The sequence below is a fragment of the Marinitoga lauensis genome (assembly GCF_004135675.1).
Classification (GTDB): domain Bacteria; phylum Thermotogota; class Thermotogae; order Petrotogales; family Petrotogaceae; genus Marinitoga; species Marinitoga lauensis.
On sequence record NZ_QHLX01000004.1, the window covers coordinates 147,634 to 168,104 of the forward strand.

The window sequence follows — 20,471 nt, forward strand, 5'->3', positions numbered from 1 at the left end:
TAAATTTGTCCCCATATTGAAAATAGCATTCTCCTACCCTATGAGAAATAGAAAAAAAACTGGTGCCATTATTACTCTATATGGAATGGTTATATTTATCATAGCTATTTTAACTATTTTACCTTATATCCAACAGGAACATTTAAAAAGTTCAAAAGACACGTTATTTGCAGGATTTGATGGAGTAGTTGTTGAAATGCCAACAAATATTTTCCCAATAAAAGTAACAAAAGAAGAATTAAGCAAAACTGATGGAATTAAGGATGTTGGGGAATTTTATTTTTTAAAGGCGCATAATAAACAAAAAGAAGATTATGCCATTGTTTTTGGCTCAAAAGAGTTCTTCACAAAAAATAAAATAAAAATAAAAAGTGCAATTGATGAATTTAAAAACTTATCTAATAAAGAAATATGGTTAAAAGCTTATAACAATCCAGAATATGCAATTATCCCGGAAAGGTTAACCGATCCAAAATATGGTTATAATTTTGAATTAGGAAAAACTTATACAGCTTTTATTACCTCTCAATCTTTCGGCCCAAATCAAAATGAAACAATTATAGGCACAATAACTTTTAAGATTATAGCTATAACCTCTAAAATAAGTGAATCACTTGCAATGGGACCAATTATGAGTTTAAATACCCCTGCCATAGAAAAATTAAAAAAAGAGGCTATTCATGGATATTTCTTTTCAATACTCCCGGATAAAAAAGCTGATGTAATTAATTACCTTAAAAGTAAAAATCAATTTTATATTTTCGTTGATGATTTGCTTAATCTTGGCTTGAAAACATCTCAGGGAATGGTAAGCATATTTAATTCATTTTTATATTTTGGCCTAATGGTTGGAATAATTGGAATTGCAATTACTATGATGAAAGCTGTAAATGAAAGAAGAAGGGTTATTGGTATGTTAAAAGCTATAGGCTTTACAAAAAATATGATATTTTTATCATTTTTTATTGAATCTACAATAGTTATTTTACTTGGAATAATTATTGGCATATCTTCGGGTACATTTACAAGTTATTTAATTTTTCAGCGTCTATTTGCTGATAGTGGCGCTGCTTTTAAAATCCCTTATGGAAATCTATCATTAATGGCTTTTGCTTTCTATTTAATTTCAGTAATATTTATTTATTTACCATCAAAATCTGCTTCAAAACTTTCTCCAAATGAAGCTATGAGATCATTGGATTAAAAATATGGGGATTCCCTCATATTTTTAATCCATTTTAATAATAAATTTAGTTCCAACCATCCATTTTGAATCAAATTCAATTTTATAATTTGCTAATTCACACAAATATTTAACAATAGCTAAACCGAGGCCAGAACCTTGAGCATATTTTTTTGCATCTGTACCTCTAAAAAATCTCTCAAAAATTCTATTTTTTTCCTGTTCCCTTATCCCAATTCCATAATCTTCAACTACAATTTCGCTTTTTGAAATTTTTACATAAACTCTTGAATTCTTATGAGAATATTTAATAGCATTTGATACTAAATTTCTTAAAATCGTATATATTATAAAAGGATCTCCCTGCATAAATTCTAATTTAGAATTAAATATTACTTCTATATTTTTTTCTTTAATTTTATTTTCAAGGTCCATAATAACATCCCGGAAAATTTTTTCAGGTTCAAATAGCTCAACTTTAATCATATAATTACCAAATTCAGCCATGGAAAGCATTGTTAATTGGTCAAGAATTCGTTCTATTCTTGATATAGCTTTTTTAGCCTTTCTTATAGGAGCTTTTAAGTTGCTTTCTCTACTTAAATCTTCTATCAAAAACAAATTTCCTTTAGCCACCGATAATGGTGTTCTCAATTCATGCGATAAAGACGTAATAAAATCTGATTTAACCTGTTTTATAAGCTCTTTTTCTGTTTTATCTTCAATAACTATAGTTGAGTCATCTTTTAAAAAGGTTATTTTACAAAATTTACTTGATCCATGAAAAAAATATACTGTTGTTTCGATAAAATAATCTTTCTTATTGATTAGGCACGAAATAAATTCATCTATTTCATTAAAAGTAAAAACACTTATTATTTCTATATTTTCTTTAAAGCCATGTAATTTAGCTATTTTATTTGCTCTCTTAATTTTAGAACCATCTAACTCTATAATCATTTCATTAATATAATCTAAAGTATTAAAAATCATATTAATCACCTATTTCATCAGCAGATTTATTAAATTTATATCCCAGATTTCTAATGGTTTTAATCCAGTTTTTTCCAATTTTAGATCTAATCATACTAATATGAACATCAACCACTCTATCTGTAATAAAATCATCTTCATACCATATTTTTTCAATTATATTATTTCTGGTAAATATCTTATCCGAATTTTTTGCAAGTAGATATAATATTTCAAATTCTTTGGCTGTTAAATCTATATTTTTCCCTTTATATTTTACAGTATAGTTATTTGAAAAAATTTCCAGATTCCCAAATTGAAGCTTTTCATCATCATTTTTTAATCTTTTTAAAAGAGCTCGAACTCGGGCTATAACCTCTCTTGGGTTAAATGGTTTCGTAATATAATCATCAGCGCCATTTTCTATTCCGTAAATTTTATCTCTATCTGTATTTTTGGCAGAAATAATTATAATTCCAGTATTTTTGTTTTTTGCCCTAATGAAAGGTAAAATATCTACAGATTCACCATCAGGCAACATAATGTCCAGTAGAATAATATCTACATTATTATTGTTTAAAAAATTATTCATTTCATTAATTGACTCTGCCTCATAAACATAAAATTTTTCTATTTCCAAATATGTCTTTAAAATATCTCTAATATCTTTATCATCTTCAACTATCAGAATGGAAGGCATATTTTTCCTCCTATATTAAATTAGTTATTTTCTCTCCTTTTTCAATATATACAATTTCTTCACATAAATTAGTTACCTGATCCGAAATTCTCTCGATATCCTTGCAATTAAAGCATAAGGGATAATAAATTTTTCATCATACTTTCCTTCTTTAAATTCTTTTAAAATATCTTTTCTAATTTCCATTTCTAAATTATCTATAATATTATCTTTTTTCCAAATTTCAATAGCTAATTCTATATTTCTTTCATTAAATGCTTTAAAACCTCTTTTAGCATTTCCAGAGATAACCCAATCATTTTTAGCATATCTTCATTCAAATATGGTGTGAAATTTATTTTCTTAAATCCAAAAACTTTTTGAGCTATATTACAGGATAAATCTCCTATCCTTTCAAGATTATTTGAAAATTTTATCATTGTAATTATATATCTTAGTTCTTTTGCCAATGGGTTATATCTTGCAATAATTTGATATACTTCATCTTCTATTTTTCTATTTATGTCATCAATTTTGTCATCTAAATCTATTACTCTCTTTGCTAATTCTTCATCATTTTTTTCTAATGATTCTATCGACATATTGAATGAATCTAATACAAGAGATAACATTTTAGATATATCTGCTTTTAATACTAATAATTCATTTTCAAAATGATGGACACTTTGCATATTATAACCTCCATTATCCTATTCTTCCATTTAAATAGTCTTCAGTTAATTGATTTTTTGGTGATTTTATAATCTCCGATGTTAAACCTGATTCTATTAATTCTCCTTGATACATAAAATATATATAATCGGATATTCTTATCGCCTGAGGTAAATTATGCGTTACTATAATTATAGTATAATTTTCAACCAACTCTTCAAGTAATCTTTCAATTCTTTGTGTGGCAATCGGGTCTAATGCTGATGTTGGTTCATCTAATAATATAACTTCAGGATCAACTGCGATAGCTCTTGCAATAACTAATCTTTGTTGTTGCCCACCAGATAATTCATAGGCAGATTTGTGCAATTCATCTTTAACTTCATCCCATAAAGCCGCTTGTTTCAAAGATTTCTCCACTATATTATCTATTTTAATTTTATTTTTCATTCCATGAATCCTTAAACCAAATGCTACATTCTCATATACTGACATAGGAAATGGTACTGGTTTCTGAAAAACCATGCCAACTCTTTTTCTATATATTGTTAAATCCAACTCTTTATCATATATATTTTCATTTTCAAAAATAATTTCTCCAGAGATTTTATAAGATGTGATTTCATCATTTATTCTATTTATACTTCTTAATAATGTGGATTTTCCACATCCTGATGGACCAATAATAGCAGAAATTTTATTTCGTTTAAAATCTATATTTATATTTTTTAAAACCTGTTTTTCACCATACCATGCATTAAAGTTATTCACTCTAATTATAACATCATTCTTAATAATAACATCATTTTGCATTTAATTTCCTCCTTATTCTAAATGCTATTAAATAAATAATAAGTATAAGCAACATCAAAAATGAAGATGTTCCTTTCGCCATCCATTGAGCATCTTTTCCATAAGCCATCGCCACATTATATATATGTGTGGATAAAGTCATTATAGGGTCTTTTATTGATTTAGGCATATGTGTTGAATAAAATACAGCAGCTGTTAATAATACAGGAGCGGTTTCTCCCATAACTCTACCAGCACCGATTAATATAGCTGTTATTATCCTGGTTCTGGCTGCTGGTATTAATACGTTATATATAACCTCAGTTTTTTTTGCTCCCAATGCATAAGCAGACTCTCTCATGGTATCTGGTACTGAGCTTAAAGCCTCTCTTGTTGCTGAAGAAATAATAGGCAATGCCATTACAGATAATGTTAATGCCCCAGAAAATAGAGATGTCCTGAGTCTAAGAGCAATTGAAAACAAAGCTAATCCAAATAATCCATACACAATGGAAGGAACTCCAGATAAAGATGTAATAGCTGTATCCAATAATCTTCCAATTTTATTATTTCCATATTCAGACAGAAATATTCCTGTTAATACACCAAAAGGTATAGAAATTATTAATGTTGTAGTCAACAAATATATAGTTCCAATAATTGCAGGTAAAATCCCACCTTCTGTCATCATATTTTTAGGAAATTGGGTAAAGAAATCTATAGAAAAATATTTAATCCCATCAAATATAACAAATGCAAAAATAAATACTATAGTAAAAAAGATAATATAACTAATTATTCTGAATATAAATGATATAATTTTATCCTTTTTCATTTACTCCATCTCCTTGAGAGCCTTTTAGAAGTTAATGTGAGAATAAACGATATTGTTAAAAGAGATAATCCCGATACAAATAAAGCAGAATAATGAATACTACCTATTTCAACTTCCCCCATTTCACTTGCTATAGCTGCTGTTAAAGGTCTCACGGGATCAAAAATGGAAAAAGGAAGCATATTTGCCCACCAGCCGCCATTAAAACAACCATTGTTTCTCCAATAATTCTATTTACAGTCAATATAATTGCATTAAAAATCCCTGATAATGCAGCCCTGGATACAATTTTAAAACCTGTAGTAAATCTTGTTGTTCCTAAAGCCAATGCTCCTTCTTTAAGATTTTTATCTATAGAGCTCATTGCTTCTTCCATTAAAGAAGCCGTGTAGGGCAAAGAAAGAATAGTTAACCCAATAGATGCAAGCAAAATATTTTCTGAAGACCATGCTCCTATTTCAAGCATCCATGGAGAAATATATATTATTAAAAACATACCTATAATAACTGAAGGTACTCCAGATAATAAATCTATTGCTCCTTTCATCATTTTTTTCTCAAAATTACCTGCATAATCATACATAAAAAAAGCTATAATATATCCCAAAGGGATAACAATTAAAGAAGAAAAAATTGTTAGTAGAATTGAATTAATTAGCATTGTTAATATCCCATATGCTGGTGGGTCATAGGTAGGAAACCAGTCAAAACTTGTAAAGATTTCCATACCAACTTCTCTTAAAGCTGGTATGGATTCTCTTATAACAAATCCAAATATTAATATTAATGCAATTATCCCGGATAGAGCAACACTTTTTATAATAAATGTATTAATTGTATTTTTTAATTCTCTCAATCGACACACTCCTTTTTAGAATCCATATGCTGCTATATAACCTGCCCTTTCTGCTAATTCCTGTCCTTTTTTAGATAACCCAAAAGTTATATATTCTTTGATAACTCCTGTTTCTGACCATCCGTTTGTTACGTCAATAAACATATATAATGGTCTTGAAATTGGATATATTGATTTTAAGACATTTAACTTTGTTGGTTCAACTCCTTCAACTTTTAAAACTTTTACAGAATTATTTACATAACCAACACCAACATAAGCAATTGCATATTTATTTTTTGATACCTGCTCAATTTCAAATTGAGTAGATTCAACCATTTTTATAGTTGGAGCCATTCTAGCACCTTTTAAAACCTTTTTTTCAAACGTCTCAAATGTTCCAGATGCTGTATTTCTCGAATATATAACTATTCTTTTTTTAGGAAGATTTGGACTTACCTGATTCCAGGTTCTTAATTTTCCGGTATAAATACCTTTTAATGTTTCTAATGATATATCATTAATTCCAAGCTTTGGATTAACTATTATAGCAATTCCATCGTATGCAATAACTATTGGTGCAAAATATTTTCCTTCTTCATTCATTTTTTTTATTTCTTTTTCTTTTAAAAATCTGCTAGCATTTGCAATATCTGTTGTACCATTAAATAATGCAGCAATTCCCGTTGATGATCCAGCTCCTTCAAGCGTTATTTCTAAATCCGGTTTTTCTTTTTTTAATTCTTCTATCCACAATTGGGCAATTGGAAAAATGGTGTTAGAACCTTTAATAACTAATTTGGCTGAAAAAGATATGACCATAACGCTCATTAATAAAACCACTAATAATGCTTTCTTCATATTCTTACCTCCATTTTTTTATTTTGACATAATGATTATATAATTCTATATTTTTCTCTATATTTATAAATATTAAGAAATATTAAGAAAAAGGAGGTCCCTTTATCCAGGACCTCCTGAGTTTGACCATATATAATAAAATATAATTATTATCAGGCGATTATACCTGCTACTTACTTTTAAAGAATTCTATATTACTTGAAACTCCAAATAAAATTTTTACTGTACCAAAATCATATTTTATACCGCCATAGATACCAATATATTTAAAAAAGAATACATTATCATATTTTTGTGTTCCATATATACTTATAACTGGCAAACCATAATTTGTTCCACTATCACCTAAAGAAATTGGAAGATTTGTTTCAAAATTCACTGCCGATCTATCATCGATCTTCATAGTAACCGCCATAAAAGGATCCAGTTCATAATTAGTAATACTTTTATCTTTTTCATAATCATAATCTTCGTTTTTAGAAAATGCAGCTCCTCCAGAAATTCTTATCTTTTCTCCTGTATATCCAAACACACCATTTAAAATATAATTATTATCGCCATAAATATACCCATAACTTAATGCAATGTTAAATGGAACTCCTGAAATATTTTTTAATCCCATTTTTAAATAGCCATTTCCTTCATTCTCTGATGCTCCTACCTCCATGAATCCAAAAAGTCCATATCTAATAGCAATATTACCATATGAAACAAGTTCTAATTGCATATTACCTTCATCGACTATTTCAGGAGATGGATTTAATAATGGCAAAGAAAATACATTTAAAGATAAACTTAATATGCATAAAATCATTAACAAATATCTTTTTTTCACTCTTTTCACTCCTTATCGTATTAAAATTTTACAGTAAATGACAAATAATAATCTGTCGTAATAAAAGGAATATTTATATCTTTAAATGGATCTTCTTCATTTAATATAGCAGTATATATAGAGGTTAAACTGAATGAATTATATATATAATCTGTAGCATTGTATCCCTGCAAGAATTTTAAAGATCCATCAATTAGAGTTATTCTATAGCCAAGTTCAACACCAAAAACATCCCCTGAGTAAAATCTTATACCTCCTCTTCCAATAGAATAAAGTGAATCTTCTTTTGCTTTTTTATAAACTGATCAAAATCAGGATCATCTGGATCAGGATTTACATTTACTGCAAGTAAATATCCTCCTTCAATACCTCCAAATAATTCTAAATTATCCATTATATAATATCCTAATTGAGAAAAACCCCTTATAGTTATAGCATTTAAGCCTAAATTAAATGGTTTATCGTCAATATCATTAATTTGCATAGCTATTCCATAAAGAGAAGGTTGAAAATGTGTTTTCAGTGAAAAATTCCCAAAATTGAAATTATTATGATTATAACCATTTAAATAATAAATATATAAATATCCATTATCTGGTCTTTCATTGCCAAAATATGATGGTAAAACAAAAGGATCTATAATTCCTCCATTTAAATCTAATACTATATTTTTTTCTAAATAATACCTGAGCCCCAAATTATATACACCAAGAATATCCAATAACGGAGCACTTGATATTTCTATGTTGGAAAACGAAAAACCAATATTCTCAAAATTCACAAAGAAACCTTTCTCATGTTGCGGAACAATATCTGATTTAACTGAAAAAACAAATGTACTAATCAAGATTAATAATACTATCATAATTTTTTTCATATTATCGCCTCCTTACTCTTATTATACACCTAAAAGTATAGATATATACTCTTAAATTAGTATATCTTTTTTTTCGAATATCTTTTCCGCAATTATTGTAATAATAATACCCACTACTATAAATATAACAGAATTTTCAATATATATTTTTGAATATTTTATAGTATCTCCTAAAGGTATATACTTAAATAACGTTAAATTCCTTATCCACTCATATTTTTCATCAACATTCCCCAGCATATCACCAATATACATGATCAGGAATATTCCCATAACTGTAGAAATGGTGATAAAAGATTTTTGAAATACAACAGAAAATAATATTGTCAATGCTCCAAAAAATATTTCAATAACATATAAATATAATGTAAATCCAGCTAAAATCTCTGGATTATAATCATAATTTACATATATACTAAATAACCATAACACCGCAACACAAAAAATAACAGCAAATAATGTATAATAGATAAATAACGCAAGCGCTTTCTTTATAAATATCTTATTTCTTGAATACGGCTTTGTTAAGATATATTCTATTGTTTTGGACTCAAATTCATCCACAAAAACATTAGCCGCTAAGGTAACTGAAAATATCGCAGCGAATATTTCAGCCATAATCATAACCTTTGCACTAAAAAAACCTTCCGGGGTAATAAAATTCTCACTAATATTAAAAATTTTCAACATAAATTTTGGAAATGATTTAATAAATTCTTGTAATGATGCAGCATCTTCCATAATTACATCAACAAAAGGAGCAATCATAGCAGAAAAAAATAATAATACTATTAACCAGATTAAAAAGGGTTTATAATTAAACTTCAATTCCTTTCTTAATAACATAAACATCCCCCTAAATCATTATATCCTGCTTCTCAAATATTCTTTGAGAAAGAAAAAATAGAATGAAAGAAATAAAGATTATTATTATTGAGCTTAAAAAATATATATTACCATTTTTTAGCGTATCTTTAATAGGAATATAATAGAAAATACTTAATTTTCTAAATAATTCTGTATTTTTAACCCCTTCAGTAATAGTATATCCAAAATACATAAAGAATAATATTCCCAATGATATAGAATTAGTTAGTTTTCTAGTTTTTACTAAAATGGAAAGTAAAGCAGCAATTGAAGCAAAGAAAATTTCAACAACCAACAAATATAGTGCAAAAGCAAATAATATATTATTATTATAATCACTTTTGACAAATTGATTGAAAAACCAGAACTCAGTTCCTAAAAAGACCAAGAATAATATTAATATATTTATTAAAATAACATAAACCTTATTAAAAAATATTTTTTTTCTGGAATAGGGTTTAATCAATAAATATTCTACTGTCTTATTATTATATTCTCCAGCAAATAATTTACTCGATAACATAGATGCATATAGACCAAAAAAAATAAACATAAATGTCATACCTTCGGTACCCAATAATCCTTCTGCTCTAAATAACGTTTCAGGATCCATATTAAACGCATCTAAAAAAGCTTTTGGCATTCTCTTTATGAAACTAACATAAGTAGCGTTTTCATCAGATATTAAATCAGAAAGACCAATAAACATTAAATTAAAAACGGTTATAACTATTATCCATATGAATAAACTTTTAAAATTGAATTTAAATTCTTTCTTAATTAAGTTCATATAAACACCCCTACTTATATAACTCTAAGAATATATCTTCCAATGCAGGGTTTTTAATTTCTATATCCGAAAACTCTGTTTTTACTAAATCGCTCAAGAACTCTTTTAATTCTAAATTTTTTATATCAAAAATATATGTATTATTTTTGGAATTTGAATATTTGTATTTTTTTAAATCCTCGATAAATTTCAAATTATACACACTTATAATTTTCCTGGATATATCTCTTAACCCTTCTATAGTCCCTGATTTTACTACAATTCCATCCTTTATCATCGCAAATGCATCACATAACTTTTCAATTTCTGATAATATATGAGATGAAAACAAAATAACTGCTCCCATTTCCTTATGTCTTTTTATTAAACTATAGAATTTTTGTTGTATCAATGGATCCAAACCATTAGTTGGTTCGTCTAAAATCAGATACTTTGGCTTATGAACCAGTGCTTGTAATATAGCTATCTTTTTCTTATTACCAAGAGATAAGGCTTTAAATTTTTTATTCACTTCAATACCCAATAATTCAATAATTTCTTTTTCATATTCTCTGTCAATATTTTTGTAAAATGATCTATTAAAATCTAAAAACTCTGATATTTTCATATCACCATAAAAATTAACCTCACCAGGAATATATCCTATATTTTCTTTTACAAAATCAACCTCAAATGGCATCTTCTTTCCTTCAATTAAAGCTTCTCCATTATCCGGTTTTAAGAAGCCGGTTAAAATTCTAATTGTAGTAGTTTTCCCTGCACCATTAGGTCCTATTAAACCAAACATTTCTCCCTCTTTGATCTCAAATGATACATCTTCAATTCCCCTATGCTTACCATAATATTTTTTAAATTGGTAATTCTAATCATTTTTCCCCTCCTAATCCATTCTCAATGATAAACATAAAATTATTGAGAATATTTTAACTTTCTTTATAAACTAACATAACTTGTTAGTTATAGTGTATAATAAACATGTTACAAAAATATAAATTAATATTTTTATGATAAAATTATAATAAGAAGATAAAAAGGGAGGAGAAAATAATATGAAGAAATTTCTTATTGGACTTATATTGTTAATTTCAATATTTTCATTTTCAGAAGATTTGATAAACCAAAAAACACATGAGGAATATTCAAAAATAGCTTCTATTTTATCGGAGGATATTTTAAACAACGTTAATGGCAACATTGTAGTTAATATTACCAGCGAATCTTCTTCTATGAGATATTATGAGGATTATAAAAATGAATATTCTGGATCTAATATTGTATTTCTATCACAAAAAAGCATCCCTTTTTTGAAATATTCACCAACTGCTTTTCTATTTTTTACTTTTTCCATTTTTGATGTCATAAAAAATCTTAACTCTGATACGCTTTATTTTTCGTTAATGATTCCGCTTGGGATTGACTTTTATTTTCTTACAAATCCAATATCTTTGCTTGAAAAAAATAAATATATAGATTCCATTCTATTAAAAAATCTTGTAGAAGAAAATGTTTTAAAAAAGAAAAATATTGAAATCTTTTCAAATAAATTCAATGAATATGATTATAAAGTGAATATTTATATTCACAACATAACTCAAAATATAATTACAAACAATTATGGTATAGCTTCTTCAAAAGAATATAATTTAGATTATGTAATAACAATGGAAATTTTAAACAAAAATAATCAAAAAGTATTTCAAAAATCGTATTCAAAATCTGAAATAATTGATAAAAAAGAAAAATTTAATATTTTGGGATTTTTAACGGATTTAGCCCTATTCGGAACTGGTTTAATACTATTATATAACACAAAATAAAACACTCAAATAATATTCGCTCATCCGGTGAAAATTCTTATTCCTCAAAAATGTTCATTCCCACCGGTCGCTCAAACTCACATCCTTGTTCGGTTTCGCTCAATTTTGCATCCGTGCAAAATTGACCGGTTCCATTCACATTTTTTCGGGAATTTTCAAGGATTCGCTCATATTATTTTTCTTATTTTATTTTGTTGACAGTCTGACAGGAGTGCTTTTGCACTCCTGTTAGTTTATAGTAATAAAAATATCATCCATAATTTTAGGATCGGTTGGCTTTCCACCACCAAAAACCCATTGTCCTCCTTCAGGACTTAATGGTCTCAATACCGATTCAATTCCATCATAATCATATGTTGTTATATAAACATTCCATCCTTTTAAATTATCAGTTTCAAATACAGATAATGGAATAGTGAAACTCACTGTTGCTAATTGTTTATTAACTTTTATAGTAGGAACTGGTGTTATAGGTTTCCCCATTGTATCTTCATTAGCTCCTTCACTACTATGGGCAGAAACTACCCAACCAGTTAAATATAACTCATAATCCCAATCCAATCCTTCTGGCATCTTTGCATTTTGGTTTGGTAATACTGTAATACCTTTCTTATCTGGATTATCAAAAAATATTTGAAAAGTCACATGATCAAAACCATTTGCAGGTGACCAGCTATCTGTTATTTCTTTCATTATTAAATCCACCTTTAATTGAGTCCCAATCTGTTGTATTCTTACTGCTTTTATATCTTCCTGATTCTTAAATGTCGTATCCAAAGGATATCTATATGTACCAAATGGTCCTTTATCATCACCTAAAGCATCTTCAACATAAGCAAGTTCTTTAGATGGAATATCAATAATAATATCATAGGTTTTTGAGTAGTTATTAAAAATTGGTGTTTTTCCATATACTTTTGCAAAAATTTTATGCTTTCCAGGGGTAAATGATGCTATTTTTACTGGAATCTCCCAGTTTTCATTTTCTTTCATATTTAATTTAATTGCAGCATATGGTTTTTCTTCACCATCAATTATTAATTTTATACTTTTCGCATTTGAAGCTATCCCTTTTATTGAAAAATCTGTTTTAAATTTTTCACTATTTTTTAAATTTAATATATTCACAGAAACTTTTTTTGTTTTAAGTTTTTTCGTATTATCTGTAAACTTATAAATAGCTACAGATTTTCCATTCAGAAGAACATTTAAAACACCTTCATATGTAATGTCCTTCCCAAGCATATTCAATGCAAAAATATTTTTAAGTACTTTGCCTTTTTCTATTTTAAGATCTATTCCTGTTGCATATTTTCTTTTTGCATTTGTATTTAGCATAACAAGATATTCATCTTTTTCATAACTCACTGTATATGCTAATACTCCAGGCCCTAATTCATCAACAAAAACAACATCAACATTACCATATCTAAAGGCTTTATTATCTTTTCTTAACTTTATTAATTCCTGAATGAATTTATATAGATCACTATTTTTATCAAAATGATCCGTCCCATTTGAAGCAAATCCCTCTTTAAACATTGTTGCTCTTGTCTCTACAAAACCCTGTTCTGTACCATAATAAATCGTTGGTATTCCCGGAATAGTAAATATTAAAGTTAACGCTTGCTTTAAATCATTCTTAGTTGCACCTTTTAAAAATCTATCCATATCATGGTTATCAACAAAAGTCACCAATCGCTTTGCATCATAATATTTTTGTCTTTCGTTTAGTCTGAAACCAAGATAAGATGTCGGTTTTCCTTCTTTAAAAACACGTTTTATATCTGTTAAAAGAGGAAAATCAAGCATAGAATTATAACCATCATCAAAATACTCTTTTAAGGTTTTTTCACCAATATTATCAAAAGGTTTTGGAGTAATCCATGCTTCACCAAAAACTATAAAATTATTCTTCCCATATTTTTTAGCCGTTGAATAAATTCCATCATCATCATTTAAAAATTTCTTCCAGAATTCATGAGGTACATAAATTGCTGTATCTATCCTAAAACCATCTATACCAACTTCTTTAATCCAGAAATTATATGAATCTTTTAATGCATCTATAACTATAGGATTTTCTGTATTTAAGTCATCAAGATTTGCAAACTCCGTATTTTGTTTATCTGGATTTTTTATTTCTGACGGATAATGATATATTTCTAGTTTTCGTTGTTCCGGATCATTATAATCATTCATATTAAATGGATATTGTGTTGGTTTATTTGTGGGAATACTTTTATCATTTAAATAATACTTTCCATCTTTATAAATAAAAAAATTACCCACATGATTAGCGACTATATCTTGAATCACATAAATTCCTCTTTTATGGGCCTCCGTTATTAACTTTTTATATAGCTCTATATCTCCAAAATGCTCGTCTATCTTTTTGAAATCTCTTGCCCAGTAACCATGATAGCCTCCATAATTCACATAACCATCCCACCATTGATTAGCTATTGGAGGAGTTATCCATATCGCTGTTACGCCTAAATCTTTTATATAATCCAACTTAGAAATAATACCTTTTAAATCACCACCATTATATTTCGAATTTACTGGACCTGCTTCAATACTATTTTCCGTTAAAACATCATTGCTATAATCACCATTAGAAAACCTATCAATCATTAAAAAGTAAATTACCTGATCTTCCCAGTTTATATTATTTGCAAAATATCCTACAGAAACAAACAGAAATAGCAACAATAGTATCTTTCTCATTTTATACACCCCTTATTTATATTTTTTACTTATTTAGTATACCAAAATATATTTACTTTCAAATTAAAGATTTCAGTAATTAAAGAGATATTTTATCTCTTAATAAGCTTTAATTCTATCTAAAAAAGCAAAATAGATAATAATAAGTTACTATTTTTTCTTAATATATTTAGATTAAATAGATAGAAAAAGAATGTTTTTGATTTCTTAAATAAAAAAATCTTTTCTTAACTTGACAAATAGAAAAAATAATATATAATAATACACGGATTGAGCGTGACCCGCTAGCTCAGGCGGTAGAGCACTTGACTTTTAATCAAGGGGCCCTGGGTTCGAGTCCCAGGCGGGTCACCAGTTTTTTATATCTCTGCCATCGCGCGAGTGGCGGAATTGGCAGACGCGCTGGACTTAGAATCCAGTGGGATTTACCCGTGTGGGTTCAAGTCCCACCTCGCGCACCAAATATCCATATAGGCGGAAATAGCTCAGTGGTAGAGCACCTGCTTGCCAAGCAGGGGTCGCGGGTTCGAATCCCGTTTTCCGCTCCATAATAAAAAGAGTTCCGAACCGGAACTCTTTTTATTTTATATTTCCATTATATTCACTTCTTTATCAGTTGGATCTATTAATGCCACTGTAGCTCTTCCTGTTAACCAACCAGAGCCTTCACCCGGATTTACCACGATGGTTCCATTATCATTTCTCCTATTTACTATCTCATGAGTATGACCAAAAAATACAAAATCATATAATCCACTTTCTTCCGCAGCTTTTAAAGCATATGGCTCATGCATTATTAAAACTTTATATCCTTCGAGGTTTATTTCACGCGGTCCTGGTAAAATTCTTTTCTGAGCTCTTTCACTCAATAAAAGTTTTTCACCATCATTATTCCCAAAAACACCGTAAAATTCTATTCCTTCTTTTATAATATATGGTAAAACAAATGGTGCTACAAAATCTCCACAATGAAAAACAGCCGTAATATTTTCCCTTTCTATGATTTTTTCTATTTCTTTCATTTTATGCATATTATCATGCGTGTCCGATATAACCAACCACATCATTCTCACCTCCATTTTATTTCCTCTTAAAAATATTATAACACGCTTTACCGTTTATTTCATTTTACTATTTTTTAATTTTTTTATGTTATAATTATTCAAAATTCGTTTAGCGAACTAAAGGAGGTCAAAAAATGAAAAATATAAAAAGAAATTTTTATGCTTTTATATGGCATGCTATCTTCCTTGCAATAGCCAGTTCCTTTATAGAAATAAATACTGTCATTCCTTCATTAATAATTAAAGCTGGTGGCGGAGAGATTGTTTTAGGTATAGTTACTGCAATTACAGTTGGAGTCCCATTATTAGCACAACTTTTATTTGCCAGTTTTCTTGTATCTAAAAAAAGAAAAAAACCTTATTTATTAACAGGAATATATTTGAGAATTTTTTCATTACTTGCTATAGGACTTATATTAGTTTCACCTATTTCAAATACAATACTTCTAAATTTAGTTATTCTAATTATTTCAATTTTTTCATTTAGCGGTGTTTTCGCAGGTGTTAGTTATACAGATTTATTAGGAAAATCTATTCCAAAGGATCACCAAAGAAAATTTATGAGCTATAGACAGATTTCACGAAGTTCCTTTGCTTTGCTAAGTGCATTTTTAGCAAAATATATTTTAAACAACCTAAAATATCCTAAAAATTATTCTACCATGTTTTTAATTGCATCTTTTTCTTTATTTATTGCATCACTTGGATTCTGGGCAATTAAAGAAATAGAAATAGAAACCACAAAACAATTCCCATCTTTTATTGAAATAATTAAAAATATTCCTAAAATCCTATCCCGCGATAGAAATTTATTAAATTATGTAATATTTAGCAATTTAACAGGTTTCGGATTGATCATCATTCCATTTTATATATTACTTGCAAAAAAATCATTTCCGGAAGCCTCCCATATGGTTGGTAATTTCTTATTATTACAAATGATTGGTATTGTTGTTGCCAGTCTTTTTTGGGGCAATATGTTACATAGAAAAGGATATAAAAAAGTATTAATATATTGTATTATTTTGGGTAGTATATTACCATTTTTAGCATTATTTTTGAGCAAAACTACACCTATATTATATTCAATTACTTTCTTAGTAACAGGCTTTACTTTAAGCGCAAGACAAATGAGTTTTGAAGGTGTTTTAATAGAAATCAGTGATAATGAAAACAGAGCTTTATACGTCGGTATATCTGGAGCATTAAATATAGTAACTGCTCTTTTACCGCTAATAATAGGGGCTATTATTAAAAGTATTGGTTTTACCTTCGTATTAGTTTTTGTTAGTATAATGATATTTTCCAGCCTTATCTTCTTAAATAATATGAAATTGGAAAATTAATAAAGCATTGCTTAAGAACATTAGAGAATTAGAAAATTCTAATTCTCTAATTTTTTTAATATTTTTTTAATAAAATCAACATATCTGTTTTATAGATATATATGTAAATTATGATATAATATAATTGTTGGAATTAATTATAAAATTCACGTGAAATTTATAACTTTGGAGGTGTTATTATGAAATATGATATTATTGTGATCGGGGTAGTGCAGCAGGTTTAATAGCTGCAATGACATCAAGAAAAATATACAAAGATAAAAAAATACTTGTAATTAAAAAATTAGAAAAAGAATTAGTTCCTTGTGGAATCCCTTATATTTTTCATACACTTGGCACCGTAGAAAAAGATTACATGGGTATTGAAGAAAAGTTTAAATCAAATAATATTGATTTAGAAATCGATGAAGTGATTGATGGTAATGTTGAAGAAAAAAAACTAGAAACAAAAAATGGAAAGGTATTTGAATATGACAAATTGGTTATAACAACAGGGTCTACTCCATTTGTTATACCAATTCCTGGTCATGATTTAGAAAATGTAATGACTATACCAAAAAATTATAAATATTTAGGGAATGTACAGGAAAAACTCAAAGATGCTAACAATATAGTTATTATTGGCGGTGGCTTCATAGGAGTTGAAGTAGCTGATGAAATTAAAAAATCCGGAAAAAATGTTACTTTAATTGAAGCTAAAGATTACTTATTACCGGCATCATTTGATGCAGATTTTGGAAATATAGCAAAACAAGAAATTGAAAGTGATAATGTAAAAGTGTTAGTTAGTACAAAGGTAAATAAAATAGAAGGAAATGGAAAAGTAGAAAAGGTTATTTTAGAAAATGGCGAGGAAATACCTGCTGATATTGTAATAATGGCTACAGGTTATAAACCAAATACAGATTTAGCTAAAAAAATGGGTATAAAGGTTACAGAGTGGGGATATATTGAAACAGATGATTATATGAGAACATCTGCAAAAGATGTTTTTGCTGCTGGAGATTGTGTTCAACACAAAGATTATTTTACAGGAAAACCTTCAAGATTAATGTTAGCTTCTGCTGCAGTATTTGACGCAAGAATCGCTGCTTCTAATTTATATAAATTAAAATTATTGAGAACAAATAAAGGATCATTAAATGCTTATTCAACTATGATTGGTGGAAAAGCATTTGCTGCGGCCGGTATAACTGAAGCTGTTGCAAAAGCAGAAGGATTTGATATTATTGTAGGTAAGGCAGAAGTTGTTGATAGACATCCAGGAAAATTTGCTGATGCTTCAAAAATCACAATGAAATTAATCTTTTCAAAAGAATGTGGTTTATTATTAGGTGCCCAAATTGTTGGCGGAAAGAGCGTTGGAGAAATAATAAATATTATCAGTCTTGCTATTCAAAAAGAAGTTAATATAAAAGATTTACTCACTATGCAAATCGGAACACATCCATTATTAACTGCCGCTCCAACTGTATATCCTCTTGCAGTAGCCGCAGAACAAGCTCTATCACAAATGTAAATAATAATGCTCCCATTTGGGAGCATTATTATTTATGAATACCTCCTTTAAAACTTATCCTTGTTTATCCAATTTTTTACTAATTGAGATATTATAATTATACCAATAAACACTACAACAAAAAGAATCGATTCCATTTTTTCCTCCTTTTTCTATAATTATCTTTTATTCTATTGTTCTACCCAAACAGAAACTGAACCTCCGTTTACTTTAAATTCTGCCCATCCATCAGAATTTGACCATACTTCCTCACTTCTGTTTCCTAAATAATCTATAAATTTTGCATTTTTCTTTCCAACATACATCCATTTACTTCCACCAGGACCATCTGTTAATATTACAGCCATAGCTTTTGGATGTTCAGCATCTCCTAATCTTGTCCATCCAATTATGTCCCAGTGATCTAAATAATCATATTGTTCTCCATATGCATATAATTTTCTTGCTTCTATTAATTTTTTTATAATGTCATATTGAGCAGTTATACCAGGAGCACCATACATATCTCCATAAAAAACACAGGGATATCCATCTTTTCTTAATAAGATTATAGCATATGCTAATGGTTTAAACCAATCCTCCACCGAAGAATACAATGACTGACCAGGTTGCGTATCATGATTTTCTACAAAGGTTACAGCTTTTATTGGATTTGATTGTACAAGTGTTCCAGTAAAAATATTTCTCATATCATAATATCCACCTGCATTTGAAGCATCATGGAAATGCTGATGCAAAGGAACATCGAACAAAGACATTCTTCCTTCAGTTTTTGAAATATAGTTATTTAATCTATTTATATCTGTACTCCAATATTCACCAACAGTAAATAATTCTTTTCCTGTTGTATTTCTCATATAGTCCAACCAGTCATTGAAAAAATCAAACTTTATATGCTTTACAGCATCTAATCTAAATCCATCAATATTTGTAAAATCAACATACCATTTTCCCCAATTCTTTAGTTCTTGAACTACGTCTGGATGATCCATATCTAAATCTGCTCCCATTAAATAATCATAATTTGCATTTTCAGTATCGACTTCCCAATCCCATGCTTTTCCTATTCCATTAAATCTAAATATTGCGCTTTCCTGAGTACTTTGATCCCAATCCACTCCATCAAAATAATACCATCTCCATTTGAAATCAGAGTATTTATTTCCTCTTCCTGGGAAATCAAAAACAGTCCATGCTTCGATATTTCTATTTTCAAGCTCCAAATTTCTGTCATTCCATGAAACTTTGGTTGCATTAACCCATTCTGTGGCATCTGCCCCATTCTATGATTAAATACTACATCAGCATAAATCTGCATATTATACAAATGTGCCGAATTTATAACATTTAAATATTGATCTTTGGTTCCATATTTTGTTGCAATACTTCCTTTTTGGTTAAACTCTCCAAGATCATACATATCATATACTCCATATCCTACATCACTTTTACCTGCTTGCCCTTTATAAGCAGGTGGCAACCATAGTGCCGTTACTCCCATAGATGACAGTTCTGGAATCTTTTCAGAAAGTTCTACCCATAACCCTCTTTGTGTAGTTTCATCATATTCTGGCAAATACCATTGAAATCCCTGCAACATTACTCCATTTATAGGACTTGTATATTTTTTTACCTCAATATAATGTGTATTATCATAAAATGTTATCTTATATGTGGTATATGATTCTACTTCATAATCAGATTCAGGATAACTTTCACTCCAATCACCATAGTGATCTATTTTGAACCTTGGAACTCCATATCCATCACCATTATTAAATGTAATTATAATTTCCC

20 protein-coding genes, 3 tRNA genes and 2 pseudogenes are annotated in these 20,471 nt (G+C 28.3%); 7 read left to right on the forward strand and 18 right to left on the reverse strand.

The features are described 5' to 3' along the window. Positions 1–85: 85 nt before the first annotated feature. Positions 86–1,204 (forward strand): ABC transporter permease, encoded by a 1,119-nt coding sequence (locus DJ007_RS08025; RefSeq protein ID WP_206076232.1) that lies wholly within the window; start codon positions 86–88, stop codon positions 1,202–1,204. Between the two features lie 24 nt (positions 1,205–1,228). On the opposite strand, the gene DJ007_RS08030 is transcribed toward DJ007_RS08025, so the two are convergent. From DJ007_RS08030 to DJ007_RS08085, 15 genes are all read right to left on the reverse strand, one after another. Then, positions 1,229–2,176 carry a sensor histidine kinase gene (locus DJ007_RS08030; protein WP_129409145.1) on the reverse strand — a complete coding sequence of 316 codons (948 nt, stop codon included), beginning with the start codon at positions 2,174–2,176 and terminating at the stop codon, positions 1,229–1,231. 1 nt (position 2,177) lies between these two features. Beyond that, positions 2,178–2,855, reverse strand: a complete 678-nt coding sequence (locus DJ007_RS08035; RefSeq protein WP_129409146.1) for a response regulator transcription factor — start codon at positions 2,853–2,855, stop codon at positions 2,178–2,180. A 72-nt stretch (positions 2,856–2,927) separates the two neighbouring features. Further along, complete coding sequence (locus DJ007_RS17585) at positions 2,928–3,143, reverse strand: PhoU domain-containing protein (RefSeq protein WP_368359671.1); 216 nt, start codon at positions 3,141–3,143, stop codon at positions 2,928–2,930. Beyond that, positions 3,092–3,526 carry a phosphate signaling complex PhoU family protein gene (locus DJ007_RS08040; RefSeq protein ID WP_240739393.1) on the reverse strand — a complete coding sequence of 145 codons (435 nt, stop codon included), beginning with the start codon at positions 3,524–3,526 and terminating at the stop codon, positions 3,092–3,094. The genes DJ007_RS17585 and DJ007_RS08040 overlap by 52 nt, the downstream gene beginning before the upstream one ends. A 13-nt stretch (positions 3,527–3,539) precedes the next feature. Further along, on the reverse strand, positions 3,540–4,319 hold the full coding sequence (gene pstB / locus DJ007_RS08045) for a phosphate ABC transporter ATP-binding protein PstB (RefSeq protein WP_129409147.1): 780 nt from the start codon (positions 4,317–4,319) through the stop codon (positions 3,540–3,542). Further along, the gene (gene pstA / locus DJ007_RS08050; RefSeq protein WP_129409148.1) at positions 4,309–5,133 is read right to left on the reverse strand and encodes a phosphate ABC transporter permease PstA; all 825 of its coding nucleotides are present in this window, start codon (positions 5,131–5,133) and stop codon (positions 4,309–4,311) included. The genes pstB and pstA overlap by 11 nt, the downstream gene beginning before the upstream one ends. Beyond that, on the reverse strand, positions 5,130–5,315 hold the full coding sequence (locus tag DJ007_RS17590) for a hypothetical protein (protein WP_240739394.1): 186 nt from the start codon (positions 5,313–5,315) through the stop codon (positions 5,130–5,132). Before DJ007_RS17590 ends, pstA begins: the two co-directional genes overlap by 4 nt. After that, positions 5,285–5,989: a PstC family ABC transporter permease gene (locus tag DJ007_RS08055; protein ID WP_240739395.1), complete on the reverse strand. Its 705-nt coding sequence runs from the start codon at positions 5,987–5,989 to the stop codon at positions 5,285–5,287. The genes DJ007_RS17590 and DJ007_RS08055 overlap by 31 nt, the downstream gene beginning before the upstream one ends. 15 nt (positions 5,990–6,004) lie before the next feature. Beyond that, positions 6,005–6,829, reverse strand: a complete 825-nt coding sequence (locus tag DJ007_RS08060) for a phosphate ABC transporter substrate-binding protein PstS family protein (protein ID WP_129409149.1) — start codon at positions 6,827–6,829, stop codon at positions 6,005–6,007. Positions 6,830–6,998: 169 nt separating this feature from the next. After that, positions 6,999–7,664 (reverse strand): hypothetical protein, encoded by a 666-nt coding sequence (locus DJ007_RS08065; protein ID WP_129409150.1) that lies wholly within the window; start codon positions 7,662–7,664, stop codon positions 6,999–7,001. Positions 7,665–7,684: 20 nt separating this feature from the next. Then, positions 7,685–7,837, reverse strand: coding sequence for a hypothetical protein (locus DJ007_RS14740; RefSeq protein ID WP_165974079.1), 153 nt, complete (start codon positions 7,835–7,837; stop codon positions 7,685–7,687). 74 nt (positions 7,838–7,911) lie between these two features. Further along, positions 7,912–8,541 carry a hypothetical protein gene (locus DJ007_RS08070; RefSeq protein WP_129409151.1) on the reverse strand — a complete coding sequence of 210 codons (630 nt, stop codon included), beginning with the start codon at positions 8,539–8,541 and terminating at the stop codon, positions 7,912–7,914. Between the two features lie 51 nt (positions 8,542–8,592). Beyond that, a complete protein-coding gene (locus DJ007_RS08075; RefSeq protein ID WP_129409152.1) occupies positions 8,593–9,387 on the reverse strand; it encodes an ABC transporter permease in 795 nt (264 codons plus the stop codon). Between the two features lie 10 nt (positions 9,388–9,397). Beyond that, the gene (locus tag DJ007_RS08080) at positions 9,398–10,198 is read right to left on the reverse strand and encodes a DUF2705 family protein (RefSeq protein ID WP_129409153.1); all 801 of its coding nucleotides are present in this window, start codon (positions 10,196–10,198) and stop codon (positions 9,398–9,400) included. Between the two features lie 10 nt (positions 10,199–10,208). Continuing rightward, complete coding sequence (locus DJ007_RS08085) at positions 10,209–10,985, reverse strand: ABC transporter ATP-binding protein (protein WP_129409154.1); 777 nt, start codon at positions 10,983–10,985, stop codon at positions 10,209–10,211. 262 nt (positions 10,986–11,247) lie between these two features. On the opposite strand from DJ007_RS08085, the gene DJ007_RS08090 reads away from it, so the two are divergent. After that, on the forward strand, positions 11,248–12,015 hold the full coding sequence (locus DJ007_RS08090; protein WP_129409155.1) for a hypothetical protein: 768 nt from the start codon (positions 11,248–11,250) through the stop codon (positions 12,013–12,015). A gap of 228 nt (positions 12,016–12,243) precedes the next feature. Here the strand turns inward: DJ007_RS08090 and DJ007_RS08095 are convergent, their stop codons facing one another. Beyond that, positions 12,244–14,745 carry an alpha-amylase family glycosyl hydrolase gene (locus tag DJ007_RS08095; RefSeq protein WP_129409156.1) on the reverse strand — a complete coding sequence of 834 codons (2,502 nt, stop codon included), beginning with the start codon at positions 14,743–14,745 and terminating at the stop codon, positions 12,244–12,246. A gap of 278 nt (positions 14,746–15,023) precedes the next feature. Between DJ007_RS08095 and DJ007_RS08100 the strand changes: the two genes are divergently transcribed. The 3 genes from DJ007_RS08100 (at position 15,024) to DJ007_RS08110 (ending at position 15,293) form a co-directional block, all read left to right on the forward strand. Beyond that, positions 15,024–15,099: transfer RNA gene (locus DJ007_RS08100), tRNA-Lys, on the forward strand. 21 nt (positions 15,100–15,120) lie between these two features. Then, a tRNA-Leu gene (locus DJ007_RS08105) sits at positions 15,121–15,206 on the forward strand. Between the two features lie 13 nt (positions 15,207–15,219). Continuing rightward, positions 15,220–15,293: transfer RNA gene (locus DJ007_RS08110), tRNA-Gly, on the forward strand. 36 nt (positions 15,294–15,329) lie between these two features. Here the strand turns inward: DJ007_RS08110 and DJ007_RS08115 are convergent. Then, the gene (locus tag DJ007_RS08115; protein ID WP_240739396.1) at positions 15,330–15,812 is read right to left on the reverse strand and encodes a metallophosphoesterase; all 483 of its coding nucleotides are present in this window, start codon (positions 15,810–15,812) and stop codon (positions 15,330–15,332) included. Between the two features lie 131 nt (positions 15,813–15,943). On the opposite strand from DJ007_RS08115, the gene DJ007_RS08120 reads away from it, so the two are divergent. Both DJ007_RS08120 and DJ007_RS08125 read left to right on the forward strand, forming a co-directional pair. Further along, on the forward strand, positions 15,944–17,155 hold the full coding sequence (locus DJ007_RS08120) for an MFS transporter (RefSeq protein WP_129409157.1): 1,212 nt from the start codon (positions 15,944–15,946) through the stop codon (positions 17,153–17,155). Positions 17,156–17,334: 179 nt separating this feature from the next. Next, a pseudogene (locus tag DJ007_RS08125) lies at positions 17,335–18,674 on the forward strand (FAD-dependent oxidoreductase). A 170-nt stretch (positions 18,675–18,844) separates the two neighbouring features. Here DJ007_RS08125 and DJ007_RS08130 read toward each other — a convergent pair. Continuing rightward, positions 18,845–20,274: pseudogene (locus DJ007_RS08130) on the reverse strand (alpha-amylase). Positions 20,275–20,471 lie beyond the last annotated feature (197 nt).

Excerpts from the sequence above, each read along its gene's own strand:
- DJ007_RS08070 (WP_129409151.1), bottom strand. The coding sequence starts at position 8,541 with ATGAAAAAAATTATGATAGTATTATTAATCTTGATTAGTACATTTGTT.
- DJ007_RS08090 (WP_129409155.1), top strand. The coding sequence starts at position 11,248 with ATGAAGAAATTTCTTATTGGACTTATATTGTTAATTTCAATATTTTCA.
- DJ007_RS08085 (WP_129409154.1), bottom strand. The coding sequence starts at position 10,985 with ATGTTTGGTTTAATAGGACCTAATGGTGCAGGGAAAACTACTACAATT.
- DJ007_RS08040 (WP_240739393.1), bottom strand. The coding sequence starts at position 3,526 with ATGCAAAGTGTCCATCATTTTGAAAATGAATTATTAGTATTAAAAGCA.
- DJ007_RS08120 (WP_129409157.1), top strand. The coding sequence starts at position 15,944 with ATGAAAAATATAAAAAGAAATTTTTATGCTTTTATATGGCATGCTATC.
- DJ007_RS08030 (WP_129409145.1), bottom strand. The coding sequence starts at position 2,176 with ATGATTTTTAATACTTTAGATTATATTAATGAAATGATTATAGAGTTA.
- DJ007_RS08025 (WP_206076232.1), top strand. The coding sequence starts at position 86 with ATGGTTATATTTATCATAGCTATTTTAACTATTTTACCTTATATCCAA.
- DJ007_RS08115 (WP_240739396.1), bottom strand. The coding sequence starts at position 15,812 with ATGATGTGGTTGGTTATATCGGACACGCATGATAATATGCATAAAATG.
- pstB (WP_129409147.1), bottom strand. The coding sequence starts at position 4,319 with ATGCAAAATGATGTTATTATTAAGAATGATGTTATAATTAGAGTGAAT.
- DJ007_RS08035 (WP_129409146.1), bottom strand. The coding sequence starts at position 2,855 with ATGCCTTCCATTCTGATAGTTGAAGATGATAAAGATATTAGAGATATT.
- pstA (WP_129409148.1), bottom strand. The coding sequence starts at position 5,133 with ATGAAAAAGGATAAAATTATATCATTTATATTCAGAATAATTAGTTAT.
- DJ007_RS17590 (WP_240739394.1), bottom strand. The coding sequence starts at position 5,315 with ATGCTTCCTTTTTCCATTTTTGATCCCGTGAGACCTTTAACAGCAGCT.
- DJ007_RS08075 (WP_129409152.1), bottom strand. The coding sequence starts at position 9,387 with ATGTTATTAAGAAAGGAATTGAAGTTTAATTATAAACCCTTTTTAATC.
- DJ007_RS08060 (WP_129409149.1), bottom strand. The coding sequence starts at position 6,829 with ATGAAGAAAGCATTATTAGTGGTTTTATTAATGAGCGTTATGGTCATA.
- DJ007_RS08095 (WP_129409156.1), bottom strand. The coding sequence starts at position 14,745 with ATGAGAAAGATACTATTGTTGCTATTTCTGTTTGTTTCTGTAGGATAT.
- DJ007_RS08080 (WP_129409153.1), bottom strand. The coding sequence starts at position 10,198 with ATGAACTTAATTAAGAAAGAATTTAAATTCAATTTTAAAAGTTTATTC.